This window comes from Paenibacillus amylolyticus (assembly GCF_047302515.1).
In the GTDB taxonomy this organism is placed as follows: Bacteria; Bacillota; Bacilli; order Paenibacillales; family Paenibacillaceae; genus Paenibacillus; species Paenibacillus amylolyticus_G.
Map to the genome: position 1 here is coordinate 5,378,432 of NZ_CP168019.1, position 20,705 is coordinate 5,399,136.

General features: G+C 47.5%; 18 protein-coding genes. 5 read left to right on the forward strand and 13 right to left on the reverse strand.

The genetic code is table 11. The features are described from left to right. Window positions 1-53: 53 nt before the first annotated feature. Both ACDJ59_RS23410 and ACDJ59_RS23415 read right to left on the reverse strand, forming a co-directional pair. Window positions 54-1,508, reverse strand: a complete 1,455-nt coding sequence (locus ACDJ59_RS23410; protein WP_413406165.1) for a glycosyltransferase family 2 protein — start codon at window positions 1,506-1,508, stop codon at window positions 54-56. After that, entirely contained in the window at window positions 1,489-2,643 is a 1,155-nt protein-coding gene (locus ACDJ59_RS23415; RefSeq protein WP_413406168.1) for a HEAT repeat domain-containing protein, read from the reverse strand. The genes ACDJ59_RS23410 and ACDJ59_RS23415 overlap by 20 nt, the downstream gene beginning before the upstream one ends. A gap of 217 nt (window positions 2,644-2,860) precedes the next feature. Between ACDJ59_RS23415 and ACDJ59_RS23420 the strand changes: the two genes are divergently transcribed. Continuing rightward, a complete protein-coding gene (locus ACDJ59_RS23420; protein ID WP_413406170.1) occupies window positions 2,861-3,346 on the forward strand; it encodes a CcdC family protein in 486 nt (161 codons plus the stop codon). Window positions 3,347-3,466: 120 nt separating this feature from the next. Here ACDJ59_RS23420 and ACDJ59_RS23425 read toward each other — a convergent pair whose 3' ends face one another. Together ACDJ59_RS23425 and map are read right to left on the reverse strand one after the other, a co-directional pair. After that, window positions 3,467-4,480: an NADP-dependent oxidoreductase gene (locus ACDJ59_RS23425; protein ID WP_413406172.1), complete on the reverse strand. Its 1,014-nt coding sequence runs from the start codon at window positions 4,478-4,480 to the stop codon at window positions 3,467-3,469. Window positions 4,481-4,654: 174 nt separating this feature from the next. Beyond that, window positions 4,655-5,401 (reverse strand): type I methionyl aminopeptidase, encoded by a 747-nt coding sequence (gene map / locus ACDJ59_RS23430; protein WP_076215941.1) that lies wholly within the window; start codon window positions 5,399-5,401, stop codon window positions 4,655-4,657. A 207-nt stretch (window positions 5,402-5,608) separates the two neighbouring features. Between map and ACDJ59_RS23435 the strand changes: the two genes are divergently transcribed. After that, on the forward strand, window positions 5,609-5,818 hold the full coding sequence (locus tag ACDJ59_RS23435) for a hypothetical protein (protein WP_074093270.1): 210 nt from the start codon (window positions 5,609-5,611) through the stop codon (window positions 5,816-5,818). 220 nt (window positions 5,819-6,038) lie between these two features. On the opposite strand, the gene ACDJ59_RS23440 is transcribed toward ACDJ59_RS23435, so the two are convergent. Further along, window positions 6,039-6,860 (reverse strand): serine/threonine protein kinase, encoded by an 822-nt coding sequence (locus ACDJ59_RS23440; RefSeq protein ID WP_413406175.1) that lies wholly within the window; start codon window positions 6,858-6,860, stop codon window positions 6,039-6,041. A gap of 135 nt (window positions 6,861-6,995) precedes the next feature. Next, window positions 6,996-7,688 carry a hypothetical protein gene (locus ACDJ59_RS23445; RefSeq protein ID WP_413406177.1) on the reverse strand — a complete coding sequence of 231 codons (693 nt, stop codon included), beginning with the start codon at window positions 7,686-7,688 and terminating at the stop codon, window positions 6,996-6,998. A gap of 547 nt (window positions 7,689-8,235) precedes the next feature. Between ACDJ59_RS23445 and ACDJ59_RS23450 the strand changes: the two genes are divergently transcribed. Next, the gene (locus ACDJ59_RS23450) at window positions 8,236-9,189 is read left to right on the forward strand and encodes an L-lactate dehydrogenase (RefSeq protein WP_036607494.1); all 954 of its coding nucleotides are present in this window, start codon (window positions 8,236-8,238) and stop codon (window positions 9,187-9,189) included. Between the two features lie 164 nt (window positions 9,190-9,353). On the opposite strand, the gene ACDJ59_RS23455 is transcribed toward ACDJ59_RS23450, so the two are convergent. Further along, window positions 9,354-12,062 carry a PAS domain S-box protein gene (locus ACDJ59_RS23455; protein ID WP_413406179.1) on the reverse strand — a complete coding sequence of 903 codons (2,709 nt, stop codon included), beginning with the start codon at window positions 12,060-12,062 and terminating at the stop codon, window positions 9,354-9,356. Window positions 12,063-12,741: 679 nt separating this feature from the next. Between ACDJ59_RS23455 and ACDJ59_RS23460 the strand changes: the two genes are divergently transcribed. Beyond that, entirely contained in the window at window positions 12,742-13,302 is a 561-nt protein-coding gene (locus tag ACDJ59_RS23460) for an acyltransferase (RefSeq protein WP_413406181.1), read from the forward strand. 94 nt (window positions 13,303-13,396) lie between these two features. Here ACDJ59_RS23460 and ACDJ59_RS23465 read toward each other — a convergent pair whose 3' ends face one another. From ACDJ59_RS23465 to ACDJ59_RS23485, 5 genes are all read right to left on the reverse strand, one after another. After that, window positions 13,397-14,131, reverse strand: coding sequence for an ABC transporter permease (locus ACDJ59_RS23465; RefSeq protein WP_413406183.1), 735 nt, complete (start codon window positions 14,129-14,131; stop codon window positions 13,397-13,399). A 1-nt stretch (window position 14,132) separates the two neighbouring features. Further along, entirely contained in the window at window positions 14,133-14,849 is a 717-nt protein-coding gene (locus tag ACDJ59_RS23470) for an ABC transporter permease (RefSeq protein ID WP_047840344.1), read from the reverse strand. Continuing rightward, entirely contained in the window at window positions 14,846-15,760 is a 915-nt protein-coding gene (locus ACDJ59_RS23475; protein WP_036607503.1) for an ABC transporter ATP-binding protein, read from the reverse strand. Before ACDJ59_RS23475 ends, ACDJ59_RS23470 begins: the two co-directional genes overlap by 4 nt. A gap of 80 nt (window positions 15,761-15,840) precedes the next feature. Beyond that, window positions 15,841-17,352 (reverse strand): histidine kinase dimerization/phospho-acceptor domain-containing protein, encoded by a 1,512-nt coding sequence (locus ACDJ59_RS23480; protein ID WP_413406185.1) that lies wholly within the window; start codon window positions 17,350-17,352, stop codon window positions 15,841-15,843. Between the two features lie 44 nt (window positions 17,353-17,396). After that, window positions 17,397-18,080 carry a response regulator transcription factor gene (locus ACDJ59_RS23485; protein WP_017690959.1) on the reverse strand — a complete coding sequence of 228 codons (684 nt, stop codon included), beginning with the start codon at window positions 18,078-18,080 and terminating at the stop codon, window positions 17,397-17,399. Between the two features lie 222 nt (window positions 18,081-18,302). On the opposite strand from ACDJ59_RS23485, the gene ACDJ59_RS23490 reads away from it, so the two are divergent. Further along, the gene (locus tag ACDJ59_RS23490; RefSeq protein WP_413406187.1) at window positions 18,303-20,057 is read left to right on the forward strand and encodes an alpha-glycosidase; all 1,755 of its coding nucleotides are present in this window, start codon (window positions 18,303-18,305) and stop codon (window positions 20,055-20,057) included. Window positions 20,058-20,191: 134 nt separating this feature from the next. On the opposite strand, the gene ACDJ59_RS23495 is transcribed toward ACDJ59_RS23490, so the two are convergent. Next, window positions 20,192-20,704: a PadR family transcriptional regulator gene (locus ACDJ59_RS23495; protein ID WP_413406189.1), complete on the reverse strand. Its 513-nt coding sequence runs from the start codon at window positions 20,702-20,704 to the stop codon at window positions 20,192-20,194. Window position 20,705: the final 1 nt, after the last annotated feature.

The window sequence follows — 20,705 nt, forward strand, 5'->3', positions numbered from 1 at the left end:
GAAGCGTATTCCTCCTTGCTCTGTTCCAAGGTGTTACCAGGATTACCGTTAGATTACCCCAATCCATTCCTGATCTCCTTCTCCTTTTCCTTTTCCTTTTTCCTCCACAATCCCACAGCCTGCAAAATGCCAAACATACGGAATATATTGTTCAGCGGTCTGAACCAGAACGTCTCCGAACAAGCATACAATAACAGACGCGTCACCTCTCTGGACGTGTACGTTTTGCGTGAACACCATACTTCGAACATTACCATACCTGCGGACAACAGTGAACCATAGAGCGTCAGCAGCAGAGCGAGAATGATGCATAGGTTGATATCCACCAACTGTAGCCCTATGCCTGAGATGAACAGCAAAATCGCTCCCAGTTCCATCACAGGTCCCAGCAATTCGATCAGAATAAAATACGGGATGGATACCATCCCCATCCAGCCATAGGCTGGATTGAAGATCATGCTCCGTTGGGCCCATAGACTGCTCGCAAGCTGCATATACCAGCGGGTACGCTGTGTGCGCAGCTGACGCCATGTACCGGGTACTTCTACCCTGCAGATCGGATCGGGAATATATATAATACGACCACGTTCCCGAGTTCGCTTCATATGTTTCTGCAACCGCATCACCAGTTCCATGTGAGCAACCTGGTCATTGCGCTTGTACCCACCAACTTCCATCACCCGGTTCTTTTTGAATACACCGAATACTTGGGCCGTAAATAAAAGCACATTAATATTGTAACGAACAAGTCCCACACCACCAATTAAAAAAGCACGCACGTATTCAATGGTCTGCATTACATACAACGTACTGCCCATAAGTCGTGTGCTATTATCCGTTAAATCTGTATGATCCGTATTTCTGGGGGGTATGAGATCTACTCGTCCACTACAAGCAACGACCTCTTCTCCTGGGAGAGCATCCATAACGGGTTTCATAATCTTCACCAATGCATCCCGTTCCAGAACTGTCCAGGGTCCAACAGAGGCGATATAAGGATATTGCGAGATATTCAGGCCTGCATTCAGGGAGTCCATTCGTCCTCCATACGCCTTGTCGATTACAATCAGACGATGATGCAGCCTGGATTGGTAGACACATTTAATCTGAGCCGTCTCCTGGCCGAGTCCCGAATAATGAACTTTACTCCGAATAGGCATCAGGTCATAGGTTTCTATTAACTGTGGCATTGTTCCATCCTCTGATCCATCATTAATAATAATAACTTCATAGCGTGCATATTGAATATCCAGCAGACAGCTAATTCGCTGTACGATCGTATCCTCGCTATTCCGCACCGGAACAAGCAGGGATACCGCAGGAGCCAGTTCTTCATCCAACATCTCATGATATTGCAGCGGGTCCAGATCCCTCCGGCGGATCAATGTGCGAGCGGCAGCAACTACCAGAACACTACACATCACAATTGCTAACACCAGATAGATAAATATCCCCTCGTAACATGCTAAAACAAAACTCCGCAGCATCTCAATCCATCTTTCGTCCATACTGCATCCTTTCCAGCGTTTCTTCCGCTATCTGCCTTGCATATTTATCCGGATGGTTTACAGCCGTATCCCGGAGCTCTTCAAGTCCCTGCTCGTATCGGGCAAGAGAGTTCGCCGCTTCCTGTCGGATCTGAAAAGAAGGATCACCCATCATTAACTTCAGGCGAGGAATAAAAGCATCCGCATGAACAGTGCCCATAAGCTGGGTCACTGTTAGTCTTTCAGAGCGTTGCCTTTCCTCACCAGATTCGTTCCATACCAGCAATAGCCCCTTCAACAAATCTTCACGCCCTCTGCCCACTTGAGCCAATGCCTGATAAGCGTGAGTACGCAGCAATGCATCCTCTCCAAGAATGAGCTTCTCCAGTAGAACAACAGCACCATCCGTCTGGTCATCCCGAATACGAATGGCATGTACGATATTAGACTGGACCTGATAAGGTACATCCTTGAAATGATCCTTCAGACGAATCCAGGATGAATCGGTAAGCAACAGCAGAATCTGCAGATACTGCGAATCGGACCATACATATTGCTTACGCAACAATTCTTTAACGATTCTGAAATAACCGGTTCTGGCATATATGCGTAAAATGATGAAGCGTTCAAGCGGCGTACAGGAAGTAACCCGCAGCATATCCTCTAACCTGGGCAGAAGCTCCACCATATGAAACTGTTCAATATATAACAACGTGTTGACCCGTTCACTCCACTTTCCCGTCTTCAGAATCAATCGGTATGAGCTTCCAAAGACTTGCCAAGATAACAGACGAATTCGCAAAATCTCATGCTCTGCGGGACCTTGAGCGAGCCGTTGCAATAACAATTGCTGCAAAACGATCTGTTGATCTCCACTCATATTCAATAAGTCTACGCCAATTTCTCCCTCGTTCAGGTACCGCTGTAGAAATGAACCTTCTGCAAGTAATTCATGCATCAGTGCCGTCTTAACCTTTTCCCTGCGCCTACTGCTATATTTCATCCATAAGATGTAACCGTAGATAACCAGCAAAAAAGCTAGTACACTTGCACATACAAGGCTGACCACATGTACCAACCAATCTGTATTACCTGCAAGCCACCCTCTATGATGTGAGCCGATAAGCTTGATATACATCCATTGTTGTCCAATCATTGCATGATTTCCCCTTAATCGAATAAACGGCCTTACAACGGGCACAATAATACAAAATTTTCAAATACACCCTGTGAATACATATCGGGTATATGATACACTAAGCTTTCTATCGGCTTTCTGCGTTTGTGATATAATAGGAACTGAAAATTCCGGCAATTCGTATTGGGTTCCGGATCCCCGGATAACATATTATTCCAGAAAGAGGGAGTTCTACGTGGCTCAAATCAGTCCGTACTACCTGCAAATCGGAGCAACCGTGGGCATGCTTGTCATGGCACTGCTTGCCATCTTCATCCGCATGAAAGCCAGTCACAGACCGGTGACCATTCGTAAAATCCTTATTCCTCCGCTCGGCATGAGCACAGGATTTCTCATGTTTGTTGTACCGGAGACTCATGTTCCTCTACTCTGGGCATTCATTGCGTTTCTGGTGGGCTGGTTCCTCTTCTCCTATCCCCTCATTCGCAGTACACGGTTTGAACGAGTAGGTGAAGAAATTTTTGCCACACGTTCTCGCAGCTTTGCATTTATCTTGCTTGGATTGCTGGCCATACGCCTGATCTTGCATGAAGTCATTCAGCGATATGTAAGTATTCCGCAAACGGGCGGATTGTTCTTCCTGCTGGCTTTTGGCATGATTGTACGCTGGCGTGTATATATGTACAAACACTACAAAGAAGTGCTGGTTGCCGAACACTAGTCACCCTACATAGACCACGCACAGATTTACAGATAAAAAAGACACGTTCTGCTGCACCCTCGGTGTGCAGAACGTGTCTTTTCGTTTTCAACCTAATTGTACATGTATACCATTCAATATCTATTCAGGATCTGCAACCTTAACCAGTTGCTTGCCCAGATTATCTCCTGAGAAAAGACCCATGAATGCTTCCGGCGTCTGTTCGAACCCGTCCACAATGTTTTCTTCATACTGGATATGACCTTCCTTGATCCATTTCGCCAACTTGGCGCGGCCTTCCTTGAAGGATTTGGTGTAGTCGCCCAGCAGGAAACCTTTCATTAATGCTGTATTTGTTAACAGCAACGTCTGTGGTCGCATCCCGATATCCGGCTTCTCCAGATTATAAGACGAGATCTGACCGCATAACGGAATACGTGCATTCCGATTGATGTGGCGCAAGACTGCATCCGAGATGTCACCACCCACATTGTCAAAGTAGACATCTACACCATCCGGGCAAGCCCGTTCAATGGCCGCTGACATATCCTGCTCCTTCTTGTAGTTCAACACCACGTCGAAGCCCAGCTTATCTTTCAAATAAGCGCATTTCTCATCAGAGCCTGCAATACCAACCACGCGTGCTCCCACAATTTTACCAATCTGACCTGCAATCATGCCTACCGCTCCGGCTGCTCCCGATACAACAACCGTTTCTCCGTCCTTCGGTTTGCCGATGTCCTCCATACCAAAATAAGCCGTCAGACCCGTCAGGCCCAGCGCACCTAGGTAAGCCGTGATTGGTGCTTCTTCGGTATCAATTAGCGAAAGATCAGTCGTATTCACTGCAGCATATTGCTGCCAGCCCCACATACCGGATACGAGGTCACCTTTGCGAAGATTCGGTTCCGAAGATTCCACAACCTGTCCAATGGCTCCACCCTTGATCACTTCATTTAATGCGTACGGTGCAGCATAGGATTTTGTATCTTTCATGCGGCCCCGCATGTACGGATCGACCGACAAATATAATGTACGTACCAGAACTTGCCCAGCTTCCGGTTCAGGAAGAGGTGCATCAATGAATTTGAAATTCTCTCTGGATGGGGCACCTTCGGGACGAGAAGCAAGTACGATCTGTTTATTTAAAGACACCAAAATTACCTCCTTGTTGCCAAGTGGACGCAAGGTTAACCCTTGTCAGCTGAGATCACTTACCACTGGCTCTGTGTTATCACTTCTTAATAGTTTAAACCGAAACAGGCGGTTCACAAACGTGGGCCGCCATGAAATATGCAAATATCGTCACATTGTAGCTGCTTTTGGTTATTATTGTGCTGTCAAAATCACTGGACCATCCGCCGTAATCGCAATCGTATGTTCATACTGGGCAGACAGACTTCCATCCATAGTACGAGCAGTCCATCCATCTGAATCCAGCTTACTTCGGAACGTACCAATATTTAGCATCGGTTCGATCGTAATAACCATGCCTTCCTTGAGACGCGGACCCCGATGAGGCGGACCGTAGTGAGGGACTTGTGGTTCCTCATGCATCTTCTCACCAATGCCGTGTCCGATAAACTCACGCACAACCGATAGGCCTTCACCTTCTGCATACACTTGAATCGCATTGGAGATATCTCCGATCCGGTTGCCCACCACGGCAAGTTCAATGCCTTTGTACAGAGAGTTTTTGGTTACATCCAGCAGATGTTGTGCTTCCGGAGTCACTTCACCTACGGCATATGACCAAGCCGAATCCGCCAGCCAGCCATTCAGATTAACGACCATGTCGATTGTAACGATATCGCCGTCTTTCAATGCATATTTTCCCGGAAACCCGTGACAGATCACATCATTAACCGACGCACATGTCGCATATTGGTATCCGTTATATCCCTTTTGTTCCGGCGTAGCGCCATTTTTCTTCATAAAAGCTTCTGCAAACTGGTCGATCTCCTGTGTCGTAATGCCTGGACGAATCATCTTTGCAATTTCTCTATGGCATGCGGCGAGAATTTCTCCGGCTTTTTTCATATATTCAATCTGTTCTTTGGTCTTTAATGTAATCATAATAACTACTCCTGTCCGTTAAAATCTTATCCTGTCCTCTATTGTAACGCTAAACACTCAAAATAAAAAATTCCGTGCAATCAGCAACATCCTATTATACGCCAAGCTCCTGTCCAATGAATACAATTATCCATGAAAAAATCGAAACCCCTTCTGATCTAGCCACGTATATGCTTAAAACAGTTGAAGTCGAAAGGGTGAAAGCTCATGTTCAAAAAGATTATCGGCAAACTTATCGATTCCAAATCTTCATCTCACCGCAAACGTCATAGCTCCTCCGACAGGCGCTCATATAAACGTCACAGCAGTTCCTCAGGCAAACGTTCCTACAAGCGCTATTCTTCTTCGGATGTGAAATACCGGGATAGCCGCAGTGGCTCCGGGTATTACAAAAGCAGAAAATACAGCTCCAGCTAAGCGGCTTTCACGACTGCTTTTAAAGAGCAATGATCACACCAGCAGCTTATCAGACGCTACAATAAATGAATATGTAATAAAGGGGTGTTCGCTAGCCATACACACGGCTAACAGAACACCCCCTTTATTGTTTCTATATAGCACAAAGGAAAAAGACCCCTACAGATATCATACGAAGAGGTCACGGATAACAAATGCAGGTCCGCCTACAGAGCTTATTTCATTGTAATTTCAGCAACACTTTCTCAATCTCTGCCTGTAACTCTGTCGCCCCACCCTCATAACCTGAACGGAGTCCAAGGAGTCGTTCCAGCATCTGGTACAATTCCGGCGTAAGCTTCAGTTCCTCCTGCCAGCTGGCGGGTTCACGGCCCTTCTCTGGCACATACGCCGAATACAGCATAAAGAGAAGAAAGTGGCCGATATCCTGCAGATCATGATCCGGTGTAGCCGGTTCATCTTCAGGCTCAGGGACTTCACGCATACGTCGCCTTAGCTCCGGCAACAACGGCTCCCCCAAGCGTCTCGCCAGGCCAAAGTCAATCAAATGCACCGTCCCTTCACGTAAAATAACATTGGGAATCCGCACATCTCCATGAATATATCCCTGCTCATGCACATGAGCCACCGGAGCCAGCAGTTGACCTGCCAATTCCACACATTCCCGCTCCGTATATCGAAGACCTTGCTCAAATATGCAATCTTCCAGCGTCTGTCCACGAATATACTCGGTAACGATATAACTTCGTTTCCCGGATGTGAACACATCCAATAGATCAGGGATCGCCGGATGATGCAGACGTCTCATCACGTCCGCCTCCCGCTCCAACAGGTGCGCAGAGAGTCTGCCCTTGCTAGGCTTGGACTCCTTCAATGCCACTTCCCTGCCGTTCTGGTCATCTGTACACAGGTATGTCAGCCCATAACTCCCCATACCCAGCAATTCCTGTATTGTATAACGCTCAGCAATGGTCGTGCCTTCCCGCCGAGGACGATCCGTCCATAGTCCAAGCAATCTTTGCCAACTTCGTCGCAGCTCCACAGATCCTCCCACGCCAGCTTCCTGATCCACTCAGTCTTTATCTATACTGAGCAGTTCGTTGCCAGTCTTCATGTTGTATGGAGCTTATTATATCAGGCCCATAATGCAAAATCACGATGGGTAAATGCCTGTTGCTCAAGCTTCCTTATGCTTCTTGGGCAGGAACCCGAACAACATACGCAGGGATACTCCTTTGGGTTTGCGTTTTCTTCCCTGGAAACTGCGCAGATTGGTTACGAGTTCACGATCCCGCTCCTCTTCCAGCTTCTCGTTCATCCAGAGACGCTGTTTTTCCATCTGTTCCTGGAGCGCCATATGTGTATCAGCCAGATGCTGAAGGGTCAGTTCCAGTTCATCGACCCGCTGTTGCAGCAGCTGTACCCGATCATCCTGCTGTTGTTCCACGGCACCATAAGTCACCTCACTTACCAGTTGCCCCAGACCTTCATAAGATCTCAGATTACCCATTATTTCAGGTTCTTCAGGGAATACGGATGACATGACTGTCGCTGCACATTCCGTCTCTGACAGACCTTCAATTCCCACCACCGGTACATCCACTTCTACTTCTACTACAGCTACAGGTACTTCTGGAGCCAATACAGTCACCACAGCATCAGCCAGGGGTAGATTATGCTCTCTGAGTTCAGTCATCAGACGTTCAATGCACTCGATGTCGTCGGACTTGAATAGTCTGGATTTGTTGGCGGACCGTTCGAACCGGTATCCCTGTTCTTCCAGTGCCGCCGCATATTTACGAAGAGTACTGGCACCTATGCCCAGGCTCTTGGCCGTTTCCGTCGTTGCTCCTGCTTCTTCAATCATCATTAATTCCCTCCCGGAATGAAGTCTTTTGGGAATCAATTTCATAATACCTTTAGTGAGTTATGAAATTGATTCTTGGATAAAAACATTATGGCTTCAGCGTTCCTTTTTTTGGAACCATCATCGGATCGGGGCAACCTGTCTCATGGATCAAGTATGCTTATCTTTTGCTTGTCCGTATGTATTCGTCAACTTCTCGGCAGATCCCTTTGGCGGTTTTGTTCTGTTTCTGCGGATTCCTAAGAAGTTTTGTCAGGTATATGATCCGCACAAATAACCCCCAATCCGACAACGAGCATGAATGCTGTCATGTCGAATGACACAGGTGCAAACGCCGTCAAATCTTATGATTATGAATTATTCATGTCAATTTTGTTAACTCCGTTACTCCAATACGCTCCCGCGATAGCGGATATCATTGCTGCACAGCTTTTCCATGTGTTATCTTATGTAACGTAGAAGTGGATTCCAGCATAAAATAAAGGACTATACTTAACATAGGACGCATTAGTAACGGATAAATATCAATCTAAATGGGGGCTGAACGGCAGTGTTAGGCAAATCAGGCAAAGTAGCGGTGATCGGGGCGGGTCTTGTCGGTTCGAGTTGTGCGTATTCCATGATTAATCAATCGATATGCAGGGAAATTATGATGGTGGACCGGACGTATGACCGTGCTGTAGCACAGGCACTGGATTTTTCCCATTGTATGGACTTCACACATAACCGCACCAAGGTATATGCAGGCACGTACGCCGATTGTGGCAATATGGATGTTATTATCTTAACCGCCGGGGCGAATCCCAAGCCAGGACAGACACGGCTGGATATTCTGGAGGAAGCGGAATCGATTGCCAAAGACATCGTGGTCCCGATCATGAACAGTGGATTTAACGGGATTTTTGTCGTCGCTGCCAATCCGGTTGACATAGTAACTTATATGGTATGGAAATTATCCGGCCTCCCGCGCGAACACGTCATCGGTACAGGCACGTCCATTGATTCTTCACGACTCAAAACGCTGCTATCTGAAGTCTTCTCCATCGATCCACGCAGTGTGCATGGTTATGCTCTCGGAGAGCATGGAGAATCCCAGTTCGTAGCCTGGTCCCATGTGACCATCGGTGGCAAACCGATTATGCATATCATGGATCAGCACAAGGAGCGTTTCAAACATCTGGATCTGGAGGATATTGCACGCAAAACAAAGGATGCCGGCTGGGAAATCTTTACCCGTAAAGGTTCTACCCAATTCGGAATCGGCAATGCCCTCGCGCATATCACTCGTTCCATCCTCAATGACGAACACAAGATCATCGCCGTATCGGCTATTCTGGACGGAGAGTACGAGCAACATAACGTCTGCGTCGGTGTTCCTGCAATCATCGGTGGCAATGGTATTCAAGAGATTATCGAATTGAATCTGGATGCAACGGAACGTGAGAAATTCAACAATTCCTGTGAAATCCTATCAGGTAACATCAATCGTCTGACACTGGTATAAGCCATTTGTATACAACTCCACTTAGTATGCTTCAGCTCAACTTCAAAAGCCTGCCAACGCAAACATGCCAATAACACTCCATGTGAGGAGTCTTATTGGCATGTTTGCGTTTATTATTTTTCACAGCCAGATGAATCAATTTCATAATTGATTTGAGTAGTTGTTCAATTTGGTGCAAGCTGAGGTTCGTCCCTTGGCCCCCATTGCTGTAACACCCGCTTCAACTCACTCAGCATAACCGGTTTGCTAATGAAGTCACGCATGCCCATCTCCAGACAAGCTTCCTTGTCTTCACGTTTGGCATTGCCTGTAACTGCGATGATTGGAGGTATGCGATCCTGTGGAATTAGGCGGCGTAAAAGGTCTGTCGCCTTCAGTCCATCCATCACAGGCATATGAATATCCATCAGGACAATATCATAAGCATTCTGAGAGATGGCATCAATTGCCTCTACACCATTGGTACATACATCTGCGTGGTATCCGAGCTTCTCCAGATATTCTCGTAAAATCTTCCGGTTTACCGGATGATCCTCCGCCACCAGAATACGCATGGCGACCTTGTCACTTTGACGTGTGCGATCATGATGAAACTGACTTGCTGTCTGTTCTGCTGAAGCATCTACACTCGCCGCAGGAACAGCAAACCGGAAGGTTGAGCCTTCCCCTTCTATACTCTCGACACTGATACTGCCTCCCATGATCTCCACGAGTCGCTTGGAGATGACCAGTCCCAGTCCGGTACCACCATACTTCCGGTTAATCACCGGGTGTAGTTGAGAGAAGGACTGAAACAACTGATCCAGCTTGTCAGCGGGGATGCCAATTCCCGTATCTTGCACCGCAAAATCAAGAACACTGTCTTCAGGCTTTCTGCCCTTGATAATATCCACGGCAACCTCAATGCTTCCCTGATCTGTGAACTTGAGCGCATTACCAACCAAGTTCACCAGAATCTGCCGAATACGTATGGCGTCACCGACCATGAACTCAGGGATGCTCGGATTGAGACGATATCTGATCTCTAGATGTTTCTCATCTGCACGCGGTTTAAACAGTTCGGCAACCTGTTCCAACATCTTGCGTAATGCAAATGGTTCATAAGCCAGTGCCATTTTCCCGGATTCCAGCTTACTGAAGTCCAAAATATCATTAAGGATGTTCAGCAGAGCATCGCCACTGTCTCGAATAATCTCGGCATATTCACGCTGTTCTTCCGATAAATCGGTACCGATCAACAATTCTGTCATCCCCACGATCCCGTTCATCGGTGTCCGGATCTCATGGCTAACCATCGACAGAAATTCCGACTTGGCCTGAGCTGCCAGCTCAGCTGTCTCTTTGGCACGTACAATTTCACGTTCGCCAGTCACATCATTAAATACAACCACTGCGCCCTGAATCTGTCCCTGTTCAATAATCGGCGTCACCTGATACTGCACCAGAAAGCTGCTGCCATCTTTACGCCAGAACACATCTTCCTTGATCGAACGTCTCTGTCCATCCAACACGGTCATGTGGATCGGGCACTCTTCTTGTGGCAAATGACTTCCGTCTGCACGGGTGTGATGGATGATGGGATGTGAGTTTTTGCCAATGAATTCTTTCGCCTCATAACCGAACATCGAAGCTGCTGCTGGATTCATAAACATGGTGATTCCATCCGCATCCAAACCATATATTCCTTCCGTAACCGTGTTGAGGATCAGCTCATGTTGCTTGCTAAGCTCCTGAATCCGCTCCGTATATTCCTTGCGCTCGGTAATATCGGACACGATCCCATAGACGCCTACCATTTCCTTATCCACAATAATCGGCACATTCGTAACAGATACTTCAATCTTCCGACCACTTGAATTGACGATTCGAGTCTCATAGTATTGCGGTTCGCCTTGCTTCACCATGTCAAAATAATGTTTGCCATATTGCACTTCGCATTTATCCAGATTGGATAAAAAAGATTGGCCAATAAGCTTATTGCGCGGAATATCCAACATTTGCACCAGTTTGCTGTTAACTGCGCTGTATTTACCTTCCAGATTCAATGAATACACAGCTGCCGGGTTATGTTCGAACAGTGATCTGTATCGCTGACGGCTTTCCCGAAGACGTCTGTCTGCATCCTTATGCTGGGTAATATCCCTGCTGATGCTGACAATCTGGACACTCTTGCCAGGCTCTCCAGCCACAGGCTTCGCCAATGTCTCCATCCAGATATAATGTCCCTTCTTGTGCAACACACGCATCTTGCAGCCATTGCCGATCTTGGAAAGATCAATAGGGTCCGGATAATCTCCCGAATAACAATAATCCTTGAAGGACTTTCCTATGACTTCCTCCGGCTTATAACCCAGTAAGGTGTACACGGAAGGGGAAACGTATAACAACTCTCCATCCGTAGCACAAGTTGTAATCAGATCTTGTGCATGGTCAGCCAGCACCTGATATTTCTCCTGTGCCTCCTTAAGCTCACGTTGCACTTCCAGGATATCGGTAACATCTTTGGCAATGCCATAGATTCCGACAACTTCTTTTCCCTCCGTGATAGGCACATACGTTATCTCTGCCTGTTTCAGGGAACCATCTTTATGATAAAAAGTAATGGGATTACTGACTGAACGTCCAGCCAGTACCTCTTTAATGTATTGTTTGCGTGAATTTTCACTGTCCGGAGGACAGATCTCACTCTGATTCATACGAATTAAGTCATCCAGTGTATACCCAGATATCCGCTCTACCGAGGGATTAGCATCAATATAGTTTCCATGGATGTCCATTACATAAATGGCATCCGGATGGTTAAAAAACAGTGATTGGTAAGAACTTCCCTCAGAAATAATGCGCTTCAGGGTTTCCGTTTTATTAATATCCAAGGCTTACCCCTCTTTTCTCAGCCAATATCTTCATCTAACAGCAGGGATTAATTATCCCTTACAAAAATGGGCCTACCCTCGAATAACCATGAAAGCCTGCCTAGAAACAGCTTTTTTTATTTTACCAGATTCTCGTCTCAGTTTACTTACAATCTATGATCCAATTCACATGATGTGTGAGGTAATACTTGGAATTTTGATTTACTTAGGAGGTGCCTGCAAAGGCAGACATTTTATACAAGGATCAATGTAAGCCTCTAACCAGCTTGAAGTTCAATTCCAAGTCAACTGATTCTGGCGAATGGCTAAACGATTTTCTAAAGAACTCAGGACACCTTATTTGGCGTCCATGTGCTCTTTTTATATTTTAAGGAACATCAAACACGCTAATCCCCATAATCTCCTGTCATAAACACTGCAAACGGTTGTTTCATTGGATATAACATGTCTCAGGTTCCTTAGATTGCTGAGATCACTTCAAATCCATGATTAAGACTCCTCAGATTCGTTAGCGAGCTGAGAGGATGAACCCGCCCCCCGCCTGAAGCAAAGCTTCTCAAAGAAAGAGAGATCATCCGCTCTTATGACGCCTCGATGCAAAATTAACGATACAATTCGTATCAAAAAGGCTATAATCTTTAAAAAAAGTTTTTTTGATTACGGAGAGGACGGATGAATCATGCTGCCCAACAGAGTTAAAATTGCTTACGGTAAACTAAGAGGTTTGGCCATCTTTGGTAAAATTCAGCCCTCTATGGGCCTGCTGCCACGAATCAGGGGTAAGGTTTATCTGAATAGATTGGGTGACTTGCAGGTGGGAAAACGACTTAACATCATAGGCAAACCTTGGGGAACCCAGTTAACCGTGGTCAAAGGCGCGCGATTAACGATTGGCGATGACGTCATGATTAATGCAGGAGTCGGGATTGCCGCTAACGTTGAAGTGACCATCGGCAATAACGTCATGATTGGTCCTCGAACAAGCATATTCGATAGTGCCTATCACCGGATTGACTCTCTGGATGACGGGAGCCAGACTGCCAAGCGGATTGTGATTCAGGATAATGCCTGGATTGGTACAGGCGCACTCATTCTGCCGGGAGTGACTATTGGCAGAAATGCAGTCGTGGCAGCAGGAAGCACGGTGACCAAAGATGTACCCGATAATACACTGGTAGCCGGAGCACCAGCCAAAATCATTCGGGAGTTGACCATTCATGATGGGTGGGTCAGACATTAGAAAAAATCCTCCTCAAGCATACATACAATAGAGCTTTGCATGTTTTGCTTAAAGAGGATTTTGATCTACGATAACCAGGCATATAACGAATTATTCAGATTTCTTTTTTCGCAAAATAAATCATGCCGATTCCAATGAAAATAACAGCACTGCCTCCAACGACTGCCAGCATCGTCATCAGTGGCACGTTGTAGGCTCCGAAACCTGCGCCGTCCACGGGTGTCATCAGAATCATCGGTTGTGCCCATGGATAATACGGCCCATATGTCGCCGAGTTTACAATGAGAATATTCGGTATGGTCAGTGCAAAATTCAGTGCGAGCGGTGCGGCAAAGCTGCTCCACACCAATGAAACGAACATCTGCAGGGCAGCCAAGGGTACACAGGCCAGCAACCCAAGCAGTAGTTTGCCTACCAAGAATCCCCAAGGTACTGTCATCGTAATGCCGTGAATCATGCCTGCCAGCAGAATGGACATCAGCAATAATACTTGTGTACCCGCCAGAAGCATGAGTACAGTCGTCAGTTTACCTGCATATACGCCTGAACGTGTGAGCGGTAAAACCAGCATCTGCTTCCACCCTCCACTCGCATGTTCGAAACGGCAGACAAAGGACGTAAACACGCCAGTCAGCATCGGTAACAATAACAATCCGTGCAGGAAAACCATCGTGGTCATCAATACCTGCCAATTTCCCGATGGCGTTGACAACAGTCCGATGAGCAGCGCAATGAGTGGACTCAGCAGAATCAGGAGCCAGATGGGGGACTTGCCCATTTTCAATCGTTCAGCGGACAAAATTCGGAAGTACGTTGTTGCAAAGCTCATATCAGGCCACATCCTTCCGGCTAAAATGCACCATACCCAGCAACAGGATCAATAACCCTAGTCCTGCCCCCATGCCTGCATACAGGTATGGATTAGGCCCATTCCAGGCCATCTGTGCCCATGCGAGCGGAAAGCTCGGTGAGATACTGAGTGAGAACATACCCGTTATCGCGAGAACGATGCCTAGGGTGACGGGAAGCGCCTGATTCTTGTTAACCATCGTGAGCCACAACTCCAGTGACAACACCGGAAGTGCACCAGCCAAAGGCAATAGCCCCAGCTTGATCGCATGTGTCCAAGGTATTTCGCTGGCATGGAATCCGAGGATCAGACCCAGACCCACAATGCCTGCGGTTAGCAGCAGGCAGGAGATCACCAGCAGCACACAAGCAAGCAGGAACTTGGCTAAATACACGGCTGGTCTGGGAATGGGCATCGCGAGCAACTGTTTCCACGATCCCTGTTCATGCTCAACATTAGCGATCATGGAGCTGAGAATGGTTGCTCCCAGCATCAGAGACAAGGGCACAAAGACAACCACATTGCCGAGCAATCCGCCCCACAAGTTATCTGCATACTGCTCTTTCAGATAGTCCAGCCGTAAGCCAAAATTAAGCGCCTGCATCGCTGTCAATCCAAGAGGGGCCAGAAAGACAAGAAACCAGATCCCTTTCCCCCGAATCTTGAGCCAGTCTGACGATAATGCACGCCCGGTCATATGGAAGCCCCCTCGCCAATGACCCGCATGAACAGATCTTCCAGCGACTGACGCTGTTCCTCTACACGATACACATCATGATCCTGTTCAATTAATCGGCGCACAAGCAGTGCCACTGAACTGTTATCCATATAAGGGAACGTTAACGCAGCACCTTGTTGATGACCAAATTGTCCCTGTTCTTTTGCCAGCTTCATAGCCTCTTCCGGCTCGGAAACCGTTAACCGGATAGAACTACCCGTCTGACTATGCAGACTTGCGATAGTATCCTGAAGCACCATCTTGCCTTCACGGATAATACCGACACGACTTGCCATCTGTTCGACTTCACTCAGCAAGTGGCTGGAAACCAGAACGGTAATGCCATGTTCCAGAGGCATGCGTTTGATCAGTTCCCGAATCTCCTGAATACCGGCAGGATCAAGCCCATTCGTTGGTTCGTCCAGAATCAGCAACTCCGGTTCACCCAGCAAAGCGCTGGCAATACCCAAACGTTGCTTCATCCCAAGGGAATACCCCTTCACTGAACGTTTGGCATCCTTGGTCAGATCTACAATGGACAGCACTTCAGCAATTCTTGATTTTGGTACATTGATGATGCGGCGCAAAGTTTCCAGATTCTCTACTGCGTTCAGATGTCCATAATAGGACGGATATTCGACCAAGGAACCCACACGGCGCAAAATATCCATGCGATCCTTGCGGATATCCTTATCGAAGACACGGATCACGCCTTTGGTTGGTTTAATCAAACCGAGAAGCATGCGAATCGTTGTTGTTTTGCCGGCACCATTGGGACCGAGGAAGCCGTAGATATCTCCCTTTTTAATATGCAGATCAAGTTCACGGACCGCTGCACGGTCCCGGTATGTTTTCCATAGATTAGCCGTTTGAATAATATTTTCACTCACTGTATGATCACCTCAGAACTATCGTAACCTTCCAAGGTTAAAGCCAAAGTAGTCTCCAGTTTAAGTTTAGTTTAAAAAAGCTATTTCAGCGGTTTGTTGTTTCCCTGTTTCCCCTTACCACTGTAGATATATGTCTGGACACCCGTATCGGAACTGTCTACCTGCTTGCGCAGACCCATCTCACGAATCAACAGGTCTACAATGGATAAGCCTAGACCTGTGCCTTTTGTGTCGGAATTCGGTTGCATTCCCGGACCCCGATCCTGAATAACGATGGCCGTCTCACCCTGAATCTCCTGAGTTGATATACCAATATATTTCCCGCTGGCGGCATGGCGGATCACGTTTTGGAACAAATTATCAAGTACACGGCGCATGCCCTGTTCATCCATATGCCAGATCAGCGGTTCCTCCGGAAGGTCAATATCAATATCGAATTGCTCTTTCTCCCAGACCGGGTACCAGGCCGCCGCCGTTTCCCTGACGATCCGCAGTATATCTTTCTCTTCCAGCTTCAGTGTATATTTCCCGCTCGTGAGCAAATTGTAGGATAACATGTTGTCAATGAGCCCGCCGAGGTCTTCCATTTTCGCTTCCATGCGATGTAATGAACGGTCACCTTGCTCGCTCAGCTCTTCCTTGTGTAAAGCATGCATATGTCCACGAATCACCGTTAGCGGGGTACGCAGATCGTGAGAAAGCCCCGCAATGAGACGTTTGCGCAATTGTTCCTCCTCGCGTTCACGGTGACGGCTGTCGGACAGTTGATGCACCATCTGATTGAAGGCTTCTTCCAGTTGACCGATCTCGTCTGACCGGCGGATATCTACCGGAAGCGGGAGGCCTTCCTTGCCGGTGGTCATCATGGCCGTCTGCAAACGAATAAGTCGTTTGCGAATGCGTGCGAAGAAGAGAATCGACATCATGATGAAGATCAGAAAGATGATGGTCATTACAATGCCGAGATACAAAAGTTCCAGCAGCCCGTTACTGTGATTTATTTGCAGAAGTGATCTCGGCACTTCAATGATCATGAAGCCCTGTCCTCTGTCCTTTTCACCCCCGCCAATATATGAAACTACGGTCAACGGATCGCGAAAGGAAGCTTCTTTCATGAATTGCACGGTATTGTTCGCATTCCATTCGGCTGGAATTCGGGTCTCTGCCGTTTGCCCGGAATCCAGTGACCATCTCAATGTCATGTCTGTCCTGCCATCTGGCGACGTGGATTTCAGAAGCGTTACATCTTCACTACCGAGAATAAAGAGGGTCTCACCGCTCGCATTCACACGATACATGGAAGATTTGGGATACGATCCATGTAATTGCTCCAACCGGGCCTTAATCTCTTCATCCGAAGCACCATCCAGGTTCTCCGCTTCAAGCGACCAGAGGTTACTGATCCGGGTAACGTCACCATAAGGTGCAGCTTGATTCGTATTCGTGTTATTCACTACGACAACATATATGACGGACATGATCGGAAGAATGACGGGGACAAATAATACAGCCGCCAAGATAAGGATGATGTATCTGGACATCAAGGACCGCCCAAAGCGAAGCTTGCGCCGCCCGGATTGCTTTTGATCCATGCTTCGTTCTCCCTTCATGATCTTCCGTTCCCTGAACCACCGGATCATGGCTTCTTCACACGATATCCCACACCACGGACCGTCTGAATAACTACAGGATTGGCCGGATCAAGCTCCAGCTTTTCGCGAAGATGTCGAATATGTACCATTAAAGTTTTGTCCCCATCCAGATAGGGCTCGTTCCAGACGGCTTCATAGATCTGCTCTTTGGTTCGAATCATTCCCATATGTCGTAGCAGGTAGGCGAAGATGTGGAACTGTTTTCCCGATAAAATAATCTCATCTCCCGTCTCCTCATTGACAATCCGATTGTCCTTCTCATAGATGGAGAGATGATCCAGCTTCAGGGCTGTATCCGATGAGACCGCTGTTCCTGCCTTACGCAGTTGTACTTCAATCCGGGCAGCCAGTTCATCGGGGTGAAATGGTTTGGTTACATAGTCATCGGCAAAATCAAGACCGTGCAACTTGTCGTCAATGGACGTTCTGGCCGAGAGCATGACAATGGGCACCGCGGGATGTTCTTTTTTCAGCCGCTGGCCCACCGTAAATCCATCCAGCCCGGGCAGCATGACATCCAGAATAATGAGTGAACAACCGACAGCAGCCTCCGCTGCACCTTCACCACTGCCGAGCCATACCACCTCATAACCGCGCTCCTCCAGATCGGCTCTGACCCAAGTCGCAATTTCCGTATCATCTTCAATATATAACAGTTTGGTTTTCATCCGAATATTCGTTTCCTTTCTGTCCCCATTGGGTTAATGATATATCTGAGCATAATAATGATAAAAGCTGCCTATAACATATGAATTTGTCTTATTGAATGTTGAAGTCTCTTACGTTACCACGCATTCTAATTATAGCTTATCCATTAACTTGGGTAACGTCATATCCATCAAGTCTACCAAGTACATACTAGTTCTACACCTGACGGGAGGAAATTCATTATGCTGCTGGAAGCCATCTATCATCAACCGAAACGAAACTGGGCCTATGCCTATGACCAAGATACAATCCATCTGCGTTTGCGTGCCAAAAAGAATGATCTGACCGAGGTACATGCCCTGACCGGGGATAAATATGCGTGGGATGCAACCAAAGCGCTGGTTCCCTTAACCAAGTTTACCTCTGACTCCATGTTCGATTACTTCGAGGGTGAGGTGAAACCTCCCTACCACCGACTGAAGTACTCTTTTCTGCTCAAAAACGGAGACGAACAGATCTGGATGACCGAGACGGACTTCCAGGAAGAAGAGCCAGATGATCCGGGTCGTATGTTCCAGTTCCCTTATATTCATGCTGGAGCTGTATTCACACCCCCTGCATGGGTTAAGGATGCGGTGTTCTATCAGATTTTCCCTGAACGATTCGCCAACGGCAACCCGGATATTAGTCCGGAAAAGGTAGAGCCGTGGGGTGGTGAGCCAACACCTTTCAATTTCTTCGGCGGTGACCTTCAGGGCGTAATCGACCATCTGGATTACATCAGCGATCTTGGCATTAATGCGATCTACTTCACACCCATCTTTGAAGCCACCACCAATCACAAATACGATACAGAAGACTACCTGCGGGTAGACCTGCACTTTGGCGATGCAGATACCGTGAAACGACTGGTCGAGCTGTGCCATGCACGTGGAATTCGCGTACTTCTGGATGCTGTGTTCAACCATTCCGGGAAGACATTTGCGCCGTTTGTGGATGTACAGAAGAACGGAGAACAATCCAAATACAAGGACTGGTTCCATGTACACGAATACCCGCTGGACGTGAAGGACGGCATTCCTACGTATGAGACCTTCGGATTCGAAGCGCACATGCCAAAGCTGAATACGGAGAATGCCGAGGTTAAGGCCTATCTGCTGGAAGTTGCAGAGTACTGGATCAAGGAAGTGGGCGCGGACGGATGGCGGCTGGATGTGGCAGACGAAGTGGACGATGCATTCTGGCGTGATTTCCGCCGTGTAGTCAAAGCCGCTAATCCGGATGCCTATATTCTGGGCGAAGTATGGAACGAGTCTTCTTCCTGGCTGCAAGGCGACCAGTTCGATGCGTCCATGAACTATCCGTTTACCGATGCCGTAAATGCTTTCTTTGTGAAAAATACGATGCACGCCGAACAGTTCGCAAACTCCATCGGGCGACAGTTGTCCCGTTATCCGCTTCAGGCCAGTGAAGTGGCGTTTAACTTGCTGGACAGCCACGATACCCCGCGGCTGCTCACGCTGTGTGAAGGCGACCAGCGCAAGATGAAGCTGGCTGCGTTATTCCAGTTCAGTTACATGGGTGCTCCGTGCATCTATTACGGAGACGAGATTGGCATGGACGGCGAACATGATCCGGGATGCCGTAAATGCATGGAATGGGATGAAGCGAAGCAGGACCGAGAACTGTTCGACTTTTATCAGAAACTGATCTCCCTGCGTCATGCTCATCCTGCCCTGCGTGCAGAAGGCACCGTTCGTTTCCTGCAGGCTCGTCCCGATGGCAGCCAACTGGTATTTGAGCGACAAAATGAGGAGGAACGCATTTTGATTCTGTTCAATCGATCAGAAGAGACGGCTATTGTTGAGCTGGAGGCTGGTGACGAGGAATGGACCGAGTTATTCGGCGGAAACCATCGTACTGCCAAGGAAGATGGCGTGCTCGCCATTGAACTGCCCGCGTATGGATATGCCGTACTGAGTACTAGTCTCACATAAATATCAAGTTACACTTGCTCATATGCAAGACAGGAGTCTATTCAATTCATCGGCATATCAAACGAAATAGGCGCTCACAGATCTGTTCCTGATCTGTGGAGCGCCTATTTCGCATATCAATCACTATCATGGGATTACTCCGGCTGATCCAGTTGTTCCTTGAGCAATTGAATGGTGGCTTCATATTGCACAAGTCCCACTTGCATGCACAACCGTTGTGAAGGCGAAATGTGTTCGCCAAATTCCTTCATCTGACGCTGAAGCTTGTCATATAACAATTCCTTGCGTTTCAACTCTGTTGAAATCCACCCCGTTACAGTATTCTCATCCGCCAACTCTCCGAAATACAACCGCATCAGAAAATCAGAACGGAACACCTCGTCTTCCAGGGGACTCATCAGGTAGGCGTGAAACTGTGCTGCTCCCTCCGGAGTCAATGAGTACACATTCTTGTCGGGTTTCCCTTCCTGCCTCACCGATTCCTTAGTAAGCAACCCTGACTTCTCCATCTTCGCAAGTGTAGGATATATGGTGCCGAAACTGGCATCAAAGAAAAATGAAAAATATTCTTCAAAGTACTGCTTGATCTCGTATCCGGAACTTGGCTGATTGTGCAGTATTCCGAGGATGACATGCTGCGTGTTCATC